This is a genomic window from Sinomonas mesophila (assembly GCF_001999765.1).
GTDB classification, from domain to species: domain Bacteria; phylum Actinomycetota; class Actinomycetes; order Actinomycetales; family Micrococcaceae; genus Sinomonas; species Sinomonas mesophila.
Genome location: NZ_KV908328.1, coordinates 125,453 through 140,187, shown reverse-complemented (window position 1 = coordinate 140,187; position 14,735 = coordinate 125,453). Strand labels below are relative to the sequence as shown.

At 74.3% G+C, this 14,735-nt stretch carries 13 protein-coding genes; 4 read left to right on the top strand and 9 right to left on the bottom strand.

What is annotated here, in order from left to right; translation table 11 throughout:
- Nucleotides 1-6: 6 nt before the first annotated feature.
- On the top strand, nt 7-1,458 hold the full coding sequence (locus tag BV907_RS09010; protein ID WP_077489386.1) for a serine hydrolase domain-containing protein: 1,452 nt from the start codon (nt 7-9) through the stop codon (nt 1,456-1,458).
- A 13-nt stretch (nt 1,459-1,471) separates the two neighbouring features.
- On the opposite strand, the gene BV907_RS09005 is transcribed toward BV907_RS09010, so the two are convergent.
- From BV907_RS09005 to BV907_RS18315, 3 genes are all read right to left on the bottom strand, one after another.
- The gene (locus BV907_RS09005; RefSeq protein WP_077489385.1) at nt 1,472-2,671 is read right to left on the bottom strand and encodes a DUF6707 family protein; all 1,200 of its coding nucleotides are present in this window, start codon (nt 2,669-2,671) and stop codon (nt 1,472-1,474) included.
- Nucleotides 2,672-2,815: 144 nt separating this feature from the next.
- Complete coding sequence (locus BV907_RS09000; RefSeq protein WP_077489421.1) at nt 2,816-3,355, bottom strand: NUDIX hydrolase family protein; 540 nt, start codon at nt 3,353-3,355, stop codon at nt 2,816-2,818.
- 2 nt (nt 3,356-3,357) lie between these two features.
- Nucleotides 3,358-4,119 (bottom strand): VOC family protein, encoded by a 762-nt coding sequence (locus BV907_RS18315; RefSeq protein WP_139346680.1) that lies wholly within the window; start codon nt 4,117-4,119, stop codon nt 3,358-3,360.
- Nucleotides 4,120-4,232: 113 nt separating this feature from the next.
- Here BV907_RS18315 and BV907_RS08995 point away from each other — a divergent pair, with 113 nt between their 5' ends.
- Nucleotides 4,233-4,823, top strand: a complete 591-nt coding sequence (locus BV907_RS08995) for a YdeI/OmpD-associated family protein (protein ID WP_077489384.1) — start codon at nt 4,233-4,235, stop codon at nt 4,821-4,823.
- A 10-nt stretch (nt 4,824-4,833) separates the two neighbouring features.
- On the top strand, nt 4,834-6,000 hold the full coding sequence (locus tag BV907_RS08990) for a pyridoxal phosphate-dependent aminotransferase (RefSeq protein WP_077489383.1): 1,167 nt from the start codon (nt 4,834-4,836) through the stop codon (nt 5,998-6,000).
- Nucleotides 6,001-6,042: 42 nt separating this feature from the next.
- Here the strand turns inward: BV907_RS08990 and BV907_RS08985 are convergent, their stop codons facing one another.
- Complete coding sequence (locus BV907_RS08985; protein WP_077489382.1) at nt 6,043-8,028, bottom strand: glycogen debranching N-terminal domain-containing protein; 1,986 nt, start codon at nt 8,026-8,028, stop codon at nt 6,043-6,045.
- A 75-nt stretch (nt 8,029-8,103) separates the two neighbouring features.
- Here BV907_RS08985 and BV907_RS08980 point away from each other — a divergent pair, with 75 nt between their 5' ends.
- Entirely contained in the window at nt 8,104-8,445 is a 342-nt protein-coding gene (locus BV907_RS08980) for an acylphosphatase (protein ID WP_077489381.1), read from the top strand.
- A gap of 67 nt (nt 8,446-8,512) precedes the next feature.
- Here BV907_RS08980 and BV907_RS08975 read toward each other — a convergent pair whose 3' ends face one another.
- The 5 genes from BV907_RS08975 to BV907_RS08955 form a co-directional block, all read right to left on the bottom strand.
- Entirely contained in the window at nt 8,513-9,301 is a 789-nt protein-coding gene (locus BV907_RS08975) for an MBL fold metallo-hydrolase (protein ID WP_077489380.1), read from the bottom strand.
- 188 nt (nt 9,302-9,489) lie between these two features.
- A complete protein-coding gene (locus tag BV907_RS08970) occupies nt 9,490-10,593 on the bottom strand; it encodes an ABC transporter ATP-binding protein (RefSeq protein ID WP_077489420.1) in 1,104 nt (367 codons plus the stop codon).
- A 59-nt stretch (nt 10,594-10,652) separates the two neighbouring features.
- Nucleotides 10,653-12,152: an ABC transporter permease gene (locus BV907_RS08965; protein ID WP_139346686.1), complete on the bottom strand. Its 1,500-nt coding sequence runs from the start codon at nt 12,150-12,152 to the stop codon at nt 10,653-10,655.
- Nucleotides 12,153-12,257: 105 nt separating this feature from the next.
- Nucleotides 12,258-13,298 carry an iron ABC transporter substrate-binding protein gene (locus BV907_RS08960; protein ID WP_077489379.1) on the bottom strand — a complete coding sequence of 347 codons (1,041 nt, stop codon included), beginning with the start codon at nt 13,296-13,298 and terminating at the stop codon, nt 12,258-12,260.
- A gap of 114 nt (nt 13,299-13,412) precedes the next feature.
- Nucleotides 13,413-14,720: a glycoside hydrolase family 76 protein gene (locus BV907_RS08955; RefSeq protein WP_077489378.1), complete on the bottom strand. Its 1,308-nt coding sequence runs from the start codon at nt 14,718-14,720 to the stop codon at nt 13,413-13,415.
- Between the last annotated feature and the right edge of the window lie 15 nt (nt 14,721-14,735).

Genomic DNA, 14,735 nt, shown 5'->3' with positions numbered 1-14,735 from the left:
ACGACTGTGGGCCGCCGAGACCGAGGACGACGCCGACGGCGCCCCGCGCGGGCGATCGTCGCGCTGGTCCTGCTCGCCGTGGCGACGGTCGGGGCCCTGATCCTCGGGCCGAGGGGCGGCGGACCGTCCGAGCTCAGCGCCGCGCCGGCCCAGGCTCCCGCGGCCCAGACCGCGCCGGCCCAGACCGAGCCGGCAGAGACCACGGCGCCCCAGACCGCGCCGGCAGAGACCGCGGCCGCCCAGACCCCGCCGGGAGAGACCGTGCCAGCCCAGACCGGGCTGGCCCAGACTCCGCCGGCAACCGCGCCGGCCCAGGCGGCCGGCGCCGGCACGGGGGATGCCGGCATTGCGTCGTCGTCCGGGCAGCCGGCCTGGCAGGACCTCCCCGAGGAGATCGAGGCGACGGTCCGGGGGTTCCTCAGCGAGCAGGGCGCCGCCGGGATCGCGGTGGCTGTATCGACCGGGGCCGACACGGGCTCCGGGGTGACCGCGCGCTACGCCACAGCCCTCGGGGGCGCCGACGCTGAACACCCGTGGACCCGCGAGACCCGCTCCGCCTACCGGAGCATCACGAAGAGCTTCGTGGGGACGGTGGTCCTGCAGCTCGTCGCCGAAGGCCGGATCGGGCTCGACGACCCGGTCGCCGAGTGGGTCCCCGGGATCGCCATGCTCACCTACAACGGCGAGCCGGTCGGGCGGGACATCACGGTGCGCATGGCGCTCGCGATGCGCACCGGGCTGGCCGAGTTCTCCTCCACGAAGGCCTTCTCCGAGCGCCTCCTCAGGGACTACACGGGCGCCTTCACCGACGACGAGCTGCTCGGCTACGCCCTCGGTGTCCCGCTCGGGTTCCTCCCGGGAACGGCCTATGGGTACAGCAATTCGAACACGCTGGTGCTGGCCGAGATCGTGCACGAGGTGACGGGCCAGAGCTGGGAGGACGCCGTCCGCTCACGGATCCTGGAGCCGCTGGGCCTGTCCTCCGTCGACTACGCCGGTGGCTCTGACCCCGCGGAGGCGGGCGCCGTGGCCGAGCCCTACGCGTCCCGTGCGGCCGGACTGATCGGGCTGGCCCAGGTCAGCCCTAGCCTCTACGGGGCCTCGGGTGGACTCTTCGGCGACGTCGGGGACCTCCTGGCGTGGGGGCGGGTCCTCGGCTCCGGGCAGCTGCTGCCGCCCGTGCTGCACAACCAGCAGCTCGCCTCCCTCTCCAACCCCTCGGTGGAGAGCCCGGGAAGCCCCTACTACACGGGCTATGGGCTCGCGGCAGGGGAGATCGACGGCTGGTGGGGCCACACCGGAACCGGCCTCGGCTACCAGGCCCTGACCCTGCACAACCCGGCCACCGGCACGACCATCGCGATCCTCATCAACACCCAGCTGCCCAACCCGAACGGCCCGGCCATCCTCTTCCAGCGGCTCGAGGGGCAGCTCCGCGAGCTCGGGCGGGCCTCCTAGGAAGGCTCCCGTCTCAGGCCCGCACGGCGTCGAGCTCGACCTCGATCCGCCGGTCCAGCTCGTCCTGGGCGAGCGACTCGGAGCCGCCGTGCGCGCGCAGGTGCAGGAGCGCGCCGAGGCGGAGCATGCGCCAGCCGCGCTCCTCGCTGTGGTCCTTGGTCTCGACCGCGCGGGAGACCTCCTTGTCGTAGAGGTTCGGCTCGTTGAGGGCGCGCTGGCGCACGCGCTCGGCCATGCGGGCCCGGAACGGGTCCGTCTCCGCGGTCTCGGGGGCCCTGAGCAGCTCCCCGTAGGCGTCCGCCCGGTTGGTCTCGCCGCGCTCGCGCGCGAGGTGTGCTGCCAGGCCGAGGGCCGACTCGATGGAGGCCCAGCGGCCCGGGTTTCCGTCGTAGGGCAGGACGGCGAGGAGGTCTGCGACGGCGAGAGCGCCGTCCGCGTCGCGCTGGCCGATGTAGAGCTCGTAGGCGAGCTCCCTCAGGTTCGCCAGGCACGCGCCGGACTTGACGTTGATCCCCCGCGCGAGGCGCTCGGCGAGCTCGTGGACCGTGTGCCGGCCTGGGTGCGCGGCGTCGAGCCGCCGCATGAGGTCCTCGGGCTTCTCCTCGCGGGCCGGGATCCGGGCGAGGAGCTCCGGGCTCGGGCCGCCGCCGCGCGGGGGCGCCGCGCCCGGGACGACGACAACGTCCCCCGTGTCGAGCGTGATCTCGGACGGGCCGCGGGGCGGGAGCAGGGGCCGGGTGGGGATGCCCGCGGGGTCGGCGAGGGTGGGGTCGGGCGCGGCGGCGGGGTCGAGCGGGGCGGCAGCCTCCGCCGGTGGGTCGAACGACGACGGCGGGCGGCCGGCGTCGTGCGCCGCGGACCCGATCTCGGCGTCCTGGGACCCCATCTCGGTGTCCGGGGACCCCATTTCGCGGTCCGGGGACCCCATCTCGGCGGTGGGGCCAGAGAAGAGCAGGTCCGCCGGCCGCGGCGCCTTGCCCCGGGATACCTTCGCCCGCGTGCCGTGGGCGACCCGCAGGTTCGCGTGGTTGTCCAAGACCACGAAGTACAGGGCGGGCCGGTCGTAGTCGTCCAGGACCGTGTCGACTTCGAGGATCTCCGCGCTGTCAGCCCCGTCGGGCAGGAGAAGGCGCTGCCCCGGCCGCAGCTCATGGGCGTCGATCTCGTGGAACTCGGCGGCTCCGTGCGTCTCGTGCGGTCCTGGGTGCTGCATAGGGGGATCCTCCGGGCTGGCTGTCGGTCCGCCTTCTAGCCTAGGACGGAACGACAACGGCCGGACTGAGGCGCGCGGCGCCGGAGGATACGGCACGGAGGATGCAGTCCACGAGGGGACCCCGGGTCGCTGTGGGCACGGGCCCTACGGCGTGTACCCCGCGAACGCGAGCGCCTGCCGCACGAGCTCCCCGCGACCGCCCACGAACTCGGCCTGGACCTCGACGCTGAGCACTTCCGCGGGAGCCATCCACGTGAGCTCGAGGGCGTCCTGCCGCGGCTGGCACTCGCCGGCCACGGGGATGACGTAGGCGAGGGCGACGGCGTGCTGCCGCTCGTCGACGAAGCCGGTCTGGGACGGCGAGGGGAAGTACTCGACGACCGTGAACGGGACCGGGCTCACGGGAAGCTGGGGCAGCGCGAGGGGCCCGAGGTCCTTCTCGAGGTGGCGCAGGAGGGCGCCGCGGATCGTCTCCTTGTACAGGACCCGGCCGGAGACGAGGCTGCGCATCATGTTGCCCTCGTCGTCGGCCTGGAGCAGGAGACCCACCTCGCTCACGTAGCCGAGCGGGTCGAGGCGCACCGGGAGGGCCTCGACATAGAGCATCGGCAGCCGGTTCCGCGCCTCGTAGAGGTCCTCGGGGGAGAGCCAGCCGGGGTACGGGTCGGGGGTACGCACTTCCATGCCTACTGTTCTACCGCATGCGGGGCGGGGGCAGGGAGGATGACGACCGGACTTCCGTCCGCAACCGGGATGGTGAGGCGGACGACGGCGCCCGGCCGGCCGGGTGCCTCCCCCTTCCCGGGCGACCACCCGGCGGCGGCGAGACGCGCACCCAAGGCGGCCAGGTCGCCGTCGTACTCGAGGACGATCCCGCCCACGGCGGGCACCGGCGCGGGCAGGGCGGCGAGGACCCCGCCGTTCTTGGCCGTGAACTCGGTGCCGAGCGGCTCGGCCCTCGGCTGGACGGCCGGGGCGGCGGGGGCCGGCTCCGACGCATGCGTCGCGCGGGGGCGCGCGCCGATCGAGGCGAGCGTCGCGAGGGCGCCGGGCACGTCCGGCGTGAGCCATTCGAGGCGCACGGCGACGGCGGGATCGGCGTCCGCGCACTGGGCGGCGTGCGCCGTCGGCTCGGCGAGGAACGTGAGACCGTCCGGCCCCGTCACCCGCACGCGCGGCCCGCCGTGGCTGTCCTCGAGCACCGCGTCGCCCCCGTCCTCGAGCGTGCGACGGGCGAACTCCCGGGGCTCGCGGATCTCGACGCCGAACAGCGTCGCTCCGTCCTCCGCGGCGCCCGCCGGGACGGACTGGAGCCGGATCCGGCCGCCGGCCGAGTCCAGAACGGCCCAGCCGTCCCCTTCCTCGGTCGCGACGAGGCCCAGGGACTCGAACAGCCCGCGCAGCTGCGGGAGGGCGGAGGTGTAGCGGGTGGGGCGGACGCGCAGCATCGGATTCCTTTCGGCTCGCTCCATCCTCCCACTGCTGCCGCCCCGCGGGTTTCCCGGGCTGATCCGTCGTGCGGCCCTTGCGCCGCGTCCCGGCCCCCGGCGAGAGTGGGCCCATGGCCCCCGAACTGCCCGAACTCCTTGTCCCCAACGCCGCCGCGTGGCGCGGCTGGCTCGCCGAGCACCACGGCGGGAGCCCCGGCGTCTGGCTCGTCCTGCACAAGAAGGGCGGGACGGTCACGGCGCTGCAATACGAGGACGCCGTGCTCGAGGCCCTGTGCTTCGGCTGGATCGATGGGCAGCTGCGCACCCGCGACGCCGGCAGCTCCGCAATCCGCTTCACACCGCGGACCCGCACGAGCCGGTGGTCCAAGAACAACGTCGAGCGAGTGGGGCGGCTCGAGGCCGAGGGGCGCATGACGCCGGCCGGTCGTGCCGCGATCGATGCCGCCCGGGCGGACGGCCGCTGGGAGATGGCCTACGCCGGGGCGGCGGCCGCCGAGGTGCCCGAGGATCTCGCCGCCGCGATCGCCGCCGTGCCCGAGGCGCAGGCCATGTTCGACGTGCTGACCTCGACCAACCGCTTCGCGCTCATCTACCGCACGACCCAGGTCAAGCGGCCCGAGACGCGGGCGCGCAAGATCGCCGAGTTCGTGGACATGCTCGTGCGGCGCGAGACCGTGTATCCGCAGAAGCGCACGCCGTAGGAGAAGAGACATGAGGACCAGACCAGAGCGGCTCAGGGACGTCCACGGGTTCACCATCGACCGCGTCGCGGCCGCTGCCGAGGCCGATCCGGACATGCTCCGTCTCGAGAACCTCGACACGGACCTGCGGCCTCCGGCCGCGGCGATCGTGGCGACGCGGGACACTGTGGGGCGGGACGAGGCGAACTCATACCTGCCGTTCACGGGGCAGCTCGGCGCGGCGCGCGCCGTCGCCGGGCACATCGAGCGGCGCTCCGGCGTCGCCTACGATCCGGAGCGCGAGATCGTCCTGACCACGAGCGAGGGAGACGCCCTCCTCGACGCGCTCCTGGCCCTCTCCGACCCGGGCGACGAGGTCATCCTCACCGACCCGACGTACGCCGGCATGCTCAACCGCGTCCGGCTCGCGGGGTGCGTCCCGCGGCTCGTGCCGATGGCCCGCGCCTCGGGGGCATGGCGCATGGACCTCGACGCGCTCGCCGCCGCCGCGGGCCCGCGGACCCGCGCCCTGTTCCTCCAGAACCCGTCGTTTCCCACCGGCTATCTCCTGAACGCGGCGGAATGGGAGGCGGTCACGCGGCTGTGCCTCGAGCGCGACCTGTGGCTCATCTACTGGTCCTTCATGGAGGGGATCGTGTACGACGGCGCCGCCGTGGTGTGCCCGCAGGCGTTCGAGGACATGCGCGAACGGACCGTCGTGGTCGGGGCCCCGTCGGCGGAGCAGCGCATGATCGGCTGGCGCATCGGGTGGATCGCGGCCCCTGCCGCCGTCATGCCGGACCTGTCCGTCGTGCACATCTACAACGGGATCACCCCGGGCGGGATCGCGCAGGCGGGACTCGCGGCGGCGCTGACGGCCGACGACGGGCTGGCGGGGTGCGTCGCCGAATGGCAGCGGCGGCGCGACACGGTCTGCTCCCAGCTCGCGGAGATGCCGACGGTCCCGGCCGCCGGGGGCTGGTCCCAGGTGCTCGACACGCGGGAGCTCGGCTTCGCCCCCGGCGAGGTCTCGGACGCCCTGCTCGGGCACGGCGTCGCCGCCACGGCGATGACCGGCTGGGGCGGCGACGTCGCGGACCGGCAGCTGCGGATCGTCTTCAGCAACGAGCCGGCCGAGCGGCTCGCCCTCCTCGGGGACCGGTTCTCCGCCGCGCTCGCGGACCTGCGCAGGGGGTGAGGCCCGGGGGCGCCCCTGCTCAGCGGCCCGGGGTCCCCCGGCTCAGCGGCCGAGCGCCTGCGCCGCGACCGCCGCGCCGGCCGCGCTCCACGCCTGCGGACGGCACGCGGAGGGATATGGCAGGGCGTGGTCGGTCTCCTCGGATCCCTCGCCCGAGAACAGCTCGGGCAGCGAGTGCCCGAACGACTCCGAGGCCCGCACGAGCCCCCTGGCCACCGCTGCGGCCTCGGCCCGGAACCCGTCTGCGAGCATTCCGCGCACGGCGATCGCCGTGTCGTGGCTCCACACCGAGCCGCAGTGGTAGCTCAGCGGCCAGTAGCCCGCCGCCGACGTCGCGAGCGTGCGGATCCCGAAGCCGCTGAACAGCTCGGGCCCCGTCAGCCGGGCCACGACGGTCTCCGCCTCCTCCTCGGACAGGAGCCCGGTGCCGAGCAGGTGGCCCATGTTGGAGCCGGGCGCATCGAGCGGCGACCCTGCGCCGTCGAGCGCCATCGCGGGGAACCGGCCCGCCTCGTCCTCGACCCAGAAGCGCTCGCGGAAGCGGGCCCGAAGCCCGGCCGCGAAGTCGCGCAGCGCCGTCGCCTGCGCCCGCAGCCCCTCGCCGCCGCCCGGCGGGCGGAGCTCCTCGAAGAGCGCGGCCGCCTCGAGGGCGCCCTGGTGCGCGTACGCCTGGACCTCGGCGAGCGCGATCGGCCCCACGGCCCGGCGGCCGTCGAGGAACTGCATCGCGTCCGCCGAGTCCTTCCAGCCCTGATTGCTCAGCCCGTGGCCGGTCTCGTCCCGGTAGGAGAGGAAGCCGCCCGAGGAGTCCGCGCCCGCCGCGACGAGCCACTCGGCCGCCGCCCGGGCCTGCGGCAGGAGCCAGCGCACCGTCTCGGGCGAGCGGCCCGTGTGCCACAGCTCGCCGAGGAGGCACAGCCACAGCGGCGTCGCGTCGACGCTCCCGTAGTACACCGGCGGCAGGCGCAGCTGGTCCCCGCCGGGGCCGCCGTCGAGCACGAGCTCCCCGGCGCGCACCTCGTGCGGGATCTTGCCGGGGTCCTCGGCGGACTCGGGGCGGTGCTCGGTGCCCTGGTACGCCGCAAGGGCGCGCAGGGTCCCGGCCGCGAGGGCGGTGTCGAGCGGCAGGAGCAGCCGGGCCGCCCACAGCGAGTCGCGGCCGAACAGCGTGAAGTACCACGGCGCGCCCGCGGCGAGGAACGGCGCGTCCGGCACCCTGCGGGTGGCGAGCCGCAGGCCCGCAAGCTCCTCGAGCGAGGAGGAGAGCAGCCGGCCGAGGGAGTCCTGCCGCGCCTCGGCCGCCACCGGCGCGTCCTGAGCGGCGAGCACGACGGCGTCCGCGTCCTCGAGCGCGACGCTCCACTCCGCGCGGAATGGCTCGCCGCGGCCGAGAACCGCCGCCCACGTCAGGGCCGGGTGGCCGGTGGGGAAGCCGTCCGTGTCGTCGGCCTCCTCGTCGATAGCGGTCGTCGCGGCCGCCGGCGTCCCCGACGGCTGCCCGGCGCGGGCGGCGACCTCGGCGGAGTGCGCGCCGTGCGACCACGCCAGCCCGGCGCGGAGCTCGGCGCCGTCCTGCGGCTCCGGGGCCACGGGCTCGCCCGCGCCGCCCACGCGCACGGCGTCCATGGGAGCGAAGTCCGCGCCGAGGTGCACGGCGAGCGTGCACTCGAGCCGGTCCAGGGACGTGCTGAGCTCGATCCGGTGGCGCACGCGGCCGGGCTCGACGCTCCAGTGCTGGCGGACGCGGACGGCCGGGTCGAGGGTGGGGCCGGGGATGGCGCGGGCGAGGCCGTCCACGGTGAGGCGGGAGCCCGAGCCGGAGACCCCGACGGGCTGCGGCTCGGCGCCGTCGACCGTGACAAGCGCGCGGGAGAGGAAGCGGGTGTCCCCGTGGAAGATGCCGGTGAGGCCCCCTCCCGGCGCGCCGGGCTCGAGCCGCCCGTCCGGATCGAGCCAGAGCTGGGTGGGGGCCCCGAGGACCACATGCTGGCGGTGCAGGGACGGCTGAAGCGGTGCCTGGGCGCTCATGCGGGCCACGCTACTTGACCCGCCCGGGCTGCGGGAGGGGTGGCCCGGCGCGGCGCTCCGGCCGACACTGGAACCATGACGTGGTTCCGGCAGGGGCGCCATAGGGGCGCGGAGGGGGAGGCTGAGGGCGTGCCGGCGGACGTACCCGAGGCGCGGCTGCACGCGACCGTGCGGGGGATCGTCCAGGGGGTCGGGTTCCGCTACTGGACCCTCGGCGAGGCCGAGAAGCGCGGGCTCGTCGGCTCGGCGGGGAACCTGCTCGACGGCACGGTCGAGGTGACCGCGGAGGGCACGCGCGAGGAGGTCGAGGGTCTCCTGGACTGGCTGCGCTCGGGGAACACGCCGGGGCGCGTGGACGGCGTCGAGGCCACGATCGGGCCCGCGACCGGGGAGTTCACGCGGTTCAGTCTGTTCTAGGCCCGTCGCCTTTCCGGTTGGGCCGTCGGACTTTCGGGCCGTCGGCCTTTCCGGCCGTGCCGTCGGTTTACGCCCAGCCGCGGAGGTAGTCGAGCTGGGCCGCGACGGAGTTCTCGGCGGCGCGGCGCACGGACGGGTCGATGTCCGTGTACACGGCGTCGGTGACCGCAGCGATCGGGGCGTCTGGTCCCAGCTGCGCGAGCGCCGCGCGGACCTGCCCGAGCCGCTCCTCGCGGTGGGCCAGATAGGCGCGCGCGATCTCGCCGACGCTCGGCAGCACCGGTCCGTGCGCCGGGAGCACAGCGGCGTCCCCGAGGGTCTCGAGGCGGCGCAGGGACGCGAGGTAGTCGCCGAGGCGCCCGTCGGGGAAGGCGATGACCGTGGTGCCGCGGCCCAGGATCGTGTCGCCCGTGAGCACCGAGCCGTCGTCGCCGTCGTCGGGCAGGTGCAGGCAGACCGAGTCCGCGGTGTGCCCCGGGGTCGCGATGACCTCGATGCGCGCGCCGGCGGCCTCCAGGACCTCGCCGTCGGCCAGCGGCGGGGCGCCGAGGCACAGGGCCGCGTCGAGGGCGCGCACCGGCGCCCCCGTCATGCGGTGGAATTCGCCGGCGGCCTCGGTGTGGTCCGGGTGGTGGTGGGTCAGCAGGATGAGCTCGACGCGTCCCGCGGCGGCGAGCTCGGCGAGGTGCTCGCCGTCGAGCGGGCCCGGGTCCACGACGACGGTCGACCCGGCGCCCGGCGCGGCGACCACGTACGAGTTCGTCCCGTCGAGGCTCATGGGGCCGGGGTTCGGTGCGAGCCGCGAGCGGGTCAGCGCGGAGCTCGCGGTCCAACGGTCGGAGGGTGCGTCGGCCATGGAGCCAGCGTAGCGGCGCACGACGGCGGCGGCCGCCCCGGTGCGTCCGGCGGCGCCGGCGCGTGCCCGCCCGGGTGAGTCCCGCCGTCGTGCGTACCAGGAACGGCGAAAGCGCATGGGGGATGCGTACCAGGAACGGGAAAGGTGCGTCGAGATCGAGATGCGTACCCGAAAGGGAAGGGCGGAGGTCAGACGACGGGGAAGGCGACTCCTTCGCCGATGACCTTGAGCGCGAGGTCCATCCCTGCCCGGGCCATGGCCGCGTTCCAGTGCCGGATCGTGATGACCTCGCCGCCGCCGGGGATGCGCGGGTCCGCGGGACGCTCGGGAAGTTTGATCCGGACCGAGGACTCGGGGCCGAAGTAGTCCCAGTCGAGCACCGTGCCGTGGATGGGCGAGTCCGACGCGATCCGGATCTGCTCGGGGCGCAGCATGAGCTGGACCCGGCCTTGGACGGTCGGGCGGCGCACGGGGATCGCCCCGAGCGAGCACATCGCGAGCGAGCCCTCGAGCCACGCGTCGAGGATCACCGCGTCGCCGAGGAACTCCGCCGTCGCGCGGTCCGCGGGCCGCGTGTAGACGACGAACGGGTTGCCGATCTGCACGAGCCTGCCCCCGCGCATGACGGCGACCTGGTCGGCGAAGGAGAGCGCCTCGGCCTGGTCGTGGGTCACGAGGACCGTGGTCACGCCGGCGTGGGCGAGGACCCTGCCGATCGCGCGGCGCGTCGCGACGCGCAGCCCCGCGTCGAGGGCCGAGAACGGCTCGTCGAGGAGCATTATCTCCGGCTCGCGGGCCATCGCGCGGGCGAGGGCGATGCGCTGCTGCTGCCCGCCCGAGAGCTCGTGCGGGCGGCGGCGCACGTACGATCCGTCAAGGGCCACCATGTGCAGGAGCTCCTCGACGCGCGCGGCGACGGCCCGCCGCCCCCGGTACCGCGCGCCGTCGAGCCCGAAGGCGACGTTCTGCCCCACCGACAGGTGCGGGAAGAGGGCGCCGTCCTGCGCGACGTAGCCGACGTTGCGCCGGTGCGCCGGGACCCACGTGCCGCCGGCGACCTCGCGGCCGTCGAGCAGGATCCGGCCGGCGTCGGGGGCCTCGAAGCCCGCGATGAGGCGCAGGAGCGTCGTCTTGCCCGACCCGCTCGGGCCGACGATCGCCGTCGTGCCTGCGCGCAAGACGGTGAGGTCGATGCCCGCGAGCACCTGCAGGGCCCCGAAGGCCTTCGTGACGCCCTCGATCTCGAGGTGCCAGTCGGTGTCCTCGGGGGCCTGTGCGGCCGCCGGCGCGATGCGTGGTTCGGGCGGCCGCGCCGCACCGGCCGCCGGGGCAGGGCCCTGCTTCTGCTCGGTCACTGTCCGGCTGCTTTCTTGGACTGCTGGAACAGCAGGTACGTCATGGGCGCCGACAGCGCGATCATGAGGATCGCGTACGGGGCGGCGCCCCGGTAGTCGATCTCGCTCGAGAGGCTCCAGAACTCCGTCGCGAGGGTCTTGGTACCGATCGGGGAGAGCAGGAGCGTCGCGGTGAGCTCGTTGACGACGGCGAGGAAGACGAGGGCGGCGCCGCCGGCGGCCGCGGGAGCCGAGAGCCGGAGCGTCACCCGCGTGAAGGCGAGTAGCGGGGGAGTGCCGAGGGCCTGGGCGGCCTCCTCGAGCTCCTTCGGCGCCTGGGAGAGGCCCGCGCGGAGGTTCACGAGGGCGCGCGGGAGGAACAGGAGCACATACGCGGCCACGAGCAGGCCCGTCGTCTGGTACGCGCCGGGCACGGAGCGCAGCGACACCGTGACGAGCGCGAGGGCCACGACGATGCCCGGCAGCGCGCTCGTGACGTAGTTGGCCAGCTCGAGGCCGTGGCTGAGCCGGCCCGCGTAGCGCACGGCGAGGAACGCGATCGGGAACGCGACGGCGGTCGCCGCGAGCGCGCCGAGCAGCCCGAGCCCCAGGCTCGAGCCAAGGGCACGGCCGAGCTCCGCCGTCTGCCAGACGCCGGGCCCGCCCGCGGCGGCCCACCGGCCCACGATCCCGAGCGGGACGCCGACGGCGAGGGCCGCGACGACGCCGAGGGCCGCCTGCGCGGGCGCCTGCCACGTGCCGAGCGCGAGCCTCGTCGGGACGGCCTGGGCGCCCGAGCCGAGGCGGGCGTACCTCGCGCTGCCGCGGACTCGGGCCTCCACGAGCAGAAGGGCCAGGCACGCGGCCACGAGGACGCTCGCGAGCATGTTCGCGGCCGCGCCGTTGAAGGTCGAGCGGTACTGCTCCATGATCGCCGTCGTGAACGTGTCGAAGCGGATCATGGCGAAGGCGCCGTATTCGGCGAGCAGGTGCAGTGCGACGAGCAGCGCCCCGCCCGAGATGGCGATGCGCAGCTGGGGCAGGACGACGCGGAGGAAGACAGCCCAGGGGCCGAGCCCCAGCGACGCCCCGGACTGCTCGATGGCCGGGTCGAGGCGGGCGAGGGTCGCGGCCGCGGGGATGTAGACGAGCGGGTAGTAGGACAGAGTCGCGATGAGCGTTCCGGAGAGGACGCCCTCGAGCGAGGGGACAGCCGAGACCCACGCGTAGGAGTTCACGAAGGCCGGGATGGCGAGCGGCGCGGCGAGCACGACGGCCCACAGCCGGTGCCCGCGCAGGGCGGTCCGCTCAACGAGCCACGCGCCGCCCACGCCGAGCAGGACGCACAGGGGCACCGTGAGGGCCATGAGCGCGAGCGTGTTGCCCAACAGCTCGCCCGTGCGGGGCCGCAGGATGAGCGCGAATGCGGTTTCCCAGCCGGTCGCGACCGTCATGGCGACGACGAAGCCCAGCGGGACGAGCGAAGCCGCCGCGACGAGGCAGGCCGCGGCGATCAGCCCGAGGGGCGGGCGGGAGCGCGTGCCCCTGGCCGCCCGCGGGGCCGCGAGGCCGCCTCCCGGGCGGGAGGCGGCCGGCGCGGGTGCTGGGGCCGGGTCCACGGCCTAGAGCAGCCCGGCCTTGGTCATGAGCTCGGTGACCTTGGCCGAGTTGAGCTTGGCGGGGTCGACCACGGGGGCCTTGAGCTCGGCGAGCGGGACGAGCTTCTCGTTGGCTGGGACGCCCGAGGCGATCGCGTACTCGAAGGAGGTGCCCTTCTGCAGGACCTCCTGGCCCTTCTTCCCGGTGATGAACTTCAGGAGGGCCTGCGCCTGCTCCTGCTTCTTCGAGGACTTGAGCACGCCGCCGCCCGAGACGGACACGAACGCGCCCGGGTCCTGGTTCTTGAAGTAGTGCGTCCCGACGTTGGTCGAGTTCTCGCCCGTCTTCGCCTGGTCGCCATAGTAGTAGTAGTGGTAGATGACCGCGCCCTCGACCTCGCCGGCGTTGACCGCCTTCATGGCGGTCGAGTTGCCCTTGTAGGCCTTCGAGTTCTCCTTCATGGCGGTCAGCCACGCCTCGGTGGCGGCCTCGCCCTTGAGCTCGAGGAGGGCCGAGACGATCGCCTGGAAGTCGGCGCCCGACGGCGAGGCGGCCCAGCGGCCCTTCCACTCCGGGTTCGCGAGGTCCAGGAGGGACTTCGGCAGCTTGTCCTCTGTGAGCTTGGTCTTGTCGTAGACGAACACCGTGGAGCGGGCGGCGATGCCGGTCCACTTGTTCGTCGAGGGGCGGTACTCCGCGGGGACCTGGGCCGCGGTGTCGGCGGCGACGTCGGCGAAGAGGCCCGCGTTCTCGACCTGAGTCATCGCGGGGGAGTTCTCGGTGAGGAAGACGTCCGCGGGGGAGTCCGCGCCCTCCTGGATGATCTGGTTGGACATCTCCGTGTCCGAGCCCTGCCGGTAGTTGACCTTGATGCCGGTCTCCGCGGTGAACCCCTCGATCCACTCCTTCGTGAGGGATTCGTGCTGGGCGTTGTACACGGTGAGGGCGTTGGGGTCCTCGGTGGGCTGCTGCTGGCTTCCCGGGGAGGCTCCGCACGCGGCGAGGCCGAGGGCGGCGGCGGCCGCCAGCGCGATGCTGGCGAGGGCTCGGGGGCGGAACGTCATGGTGATTCTCCTCTTGACGCGGCCGCCGCGTGTAGGTTAGCCACACCTAAGAAAACGGCCGATATGGCCGCCATTGTTGCCGACTCCGCGGCGAATAGGCAATTGTTGAGTGCTCTATTTCTCGGCCTCCTTCTCGGCTTCCCCGGGGGCGCGGGTGAGCTGGTGCGCGAACTCGATCACCATCCAGGCCTGCAGCTGCGTGGACAGCTCGACCCTCGCGCTCGGCGGGTAGGCCGTTGACGCCGGCTGGCCGGGATGCATCGGGAAGGTGAGGAGCTGACGCCCTGTGCCGTCCCGCCGCTCCTCGGCCCCGGCCCACAGCGCCTCGGCCGTGTCCACGACGAGCCGCGAGGCCTCCGCTCGCGCCGTCGCCGGGAGCCGGCCATGCACCGCGGCGGCCGTGAGGTAGCGGGCGAGGATGCCCATGAAGAGCCCGCCGTCGCCGTCGCCGTTGGCCTGGAGGGCCCGCACGACGCCGCCCGGCACCTCCGCGCCGCCCGTCGCCGCGCCGCCGTGCTCGCCGGGAATCCCTACCTCGGTGGTGAGCCCGCGCCCGACGGCGGCGATGAGTGCCTCGGCGCGGGCGAGGTTCGCCTCGCCCCCGAGCTCGAGGAGGGCGCCGAGCACGGGGCCCTGGTTGTAGGTCCAGACGTCCGTGACGAGCTCGGCCGTGTCGCCGGGGCCGATGCGCAGGCCGTCGAGGTAGAGGCCCAGGTCTGGATCGAAGAGCCGCGCCCCGAGCCAGTCGACGAGCCGCTGGGCGCGCTCCCGCTTACCGGTGCGCGCGAAGAAGAGCGCGGCGGGGGCCGTCGCTGGGGCGTTCTTGAAGTCTCGCCGGGTGTTCCAGAAGAGCCCGCCGCCGAGCTCGGCGGTGTCGGCGGAGGCGAGCTGTCGGCCCAGGACGCGGGCGGCCGTGCGGGCACCGCGCAGGCCGCGGCGGCGGAGGCGCTGGATGAGCGCCTCGGCGCGGCCCGCGGCGAGGGCGAGCCAGGCCATGTCGTCGTAGTAGTCGTTCTCGAAGCGGAACGCGTTGCGCAGGCGGATGGTGCGCAGGAGCCGGGGGGCGAGGGCCAACGTTGCGGGGTCACCTCCCAACATTGCGGGGTCACGTCCCTGCGATGCGGGGTCACCTCCCAACGTTGCGGGGTCACCTCCCAACATTGCGGGGTCACGTCCCTGCGATGCGGGGTCACCGAGCCGGCGCCACGCGGCATCGACGAGGCAGTCGAGGTAGTGCGCCTGCCACCAGTAGTGCCACGGACCGCCTCCGGCCGGGGCCGGCCTGGCCGTCCGGGCGAGCCACGTGCCCGGGACGAAGCCGAGCAATCGGTGTCCGTAGCCGACGTTGACGCTGTCCGCCGCGGCCTGCGCGCGCCGGGCCCACTCCGCTGCGCTCGTCGGGAGTCCGGGCGACTCGTCCATGCCCGTCAGCCTAGA

Coding starts and splice junctions, on each gene's coding strand:
- BV907_RS09005 (WP_077489385.1), bottom strand. CDS start 2,671: ATGCAGCACCCAGGACCGCACGAGACGCACGGAGCCGCCGAGTTCCAC.
- BV907_RS09000 (WP_077489421.1), bottom strand. CDS start 3,355: ATGGAAGTGCGTACCCCCGACCCGTACCCCGGCTGGCTCTCCCCCGAG.
- BV907_RS18315 (WP_139346680.1), bottom strand. CDS start 4,119: ATGCTGCGCGTCCGCCCCACCCGCTACACCTCCGCCCTCCCGCAGCTG.
- BV907_RS08995 (WP_077489384.1), top strand. CDS start 4,233: ATGGCCCCCGAACTGCCCGAACTCCTTGTCCCCAACGCCGCCGCGTGG.
- BV907_RS08990 (WP_077489383.1), top strand. CDS start 4,834: ATGAGGACCAGACCAGAGCGGCTCAGGGACGTCCACGGGTTCACCATC.
- BV907_RS08985 (WP_077489382.1), bottom strand. CDS start 8,028: ATGAGCGCCCAGGCACCGCTTCAGCCGTCCCTGCACCGCCAGCATGTG.
- BV907_RS08980 (WP_077489381.1), top strand. CDS start 8,104: ATGACGTGGTTCCGGCAGGGGCGCCATAGGGGCGCGGAGGGGGAGGCT.
- BV907_RS08975 (WP_077489380.1), bottom strand. CDS start 9,301: ATGGCCGACGCACCCTCCGACCGTTGGACCGCGAGCTCCGCGCTGACC.
- BV907_RS08960 (WP_077489379.1), bottom strand. CDS start 13,298: ATGACGTTCCGCCCCCGAGCCCTCGCCAGCATCGCGCTGGCGGCCGCC.
- BV907_RS08955 (WP_077489378.1), bottom strand. CDS start 14,720: ATGGACGAGTCGCCCGGACTCCCGACGAGCGCAGCGGAGTGGGCCCGG.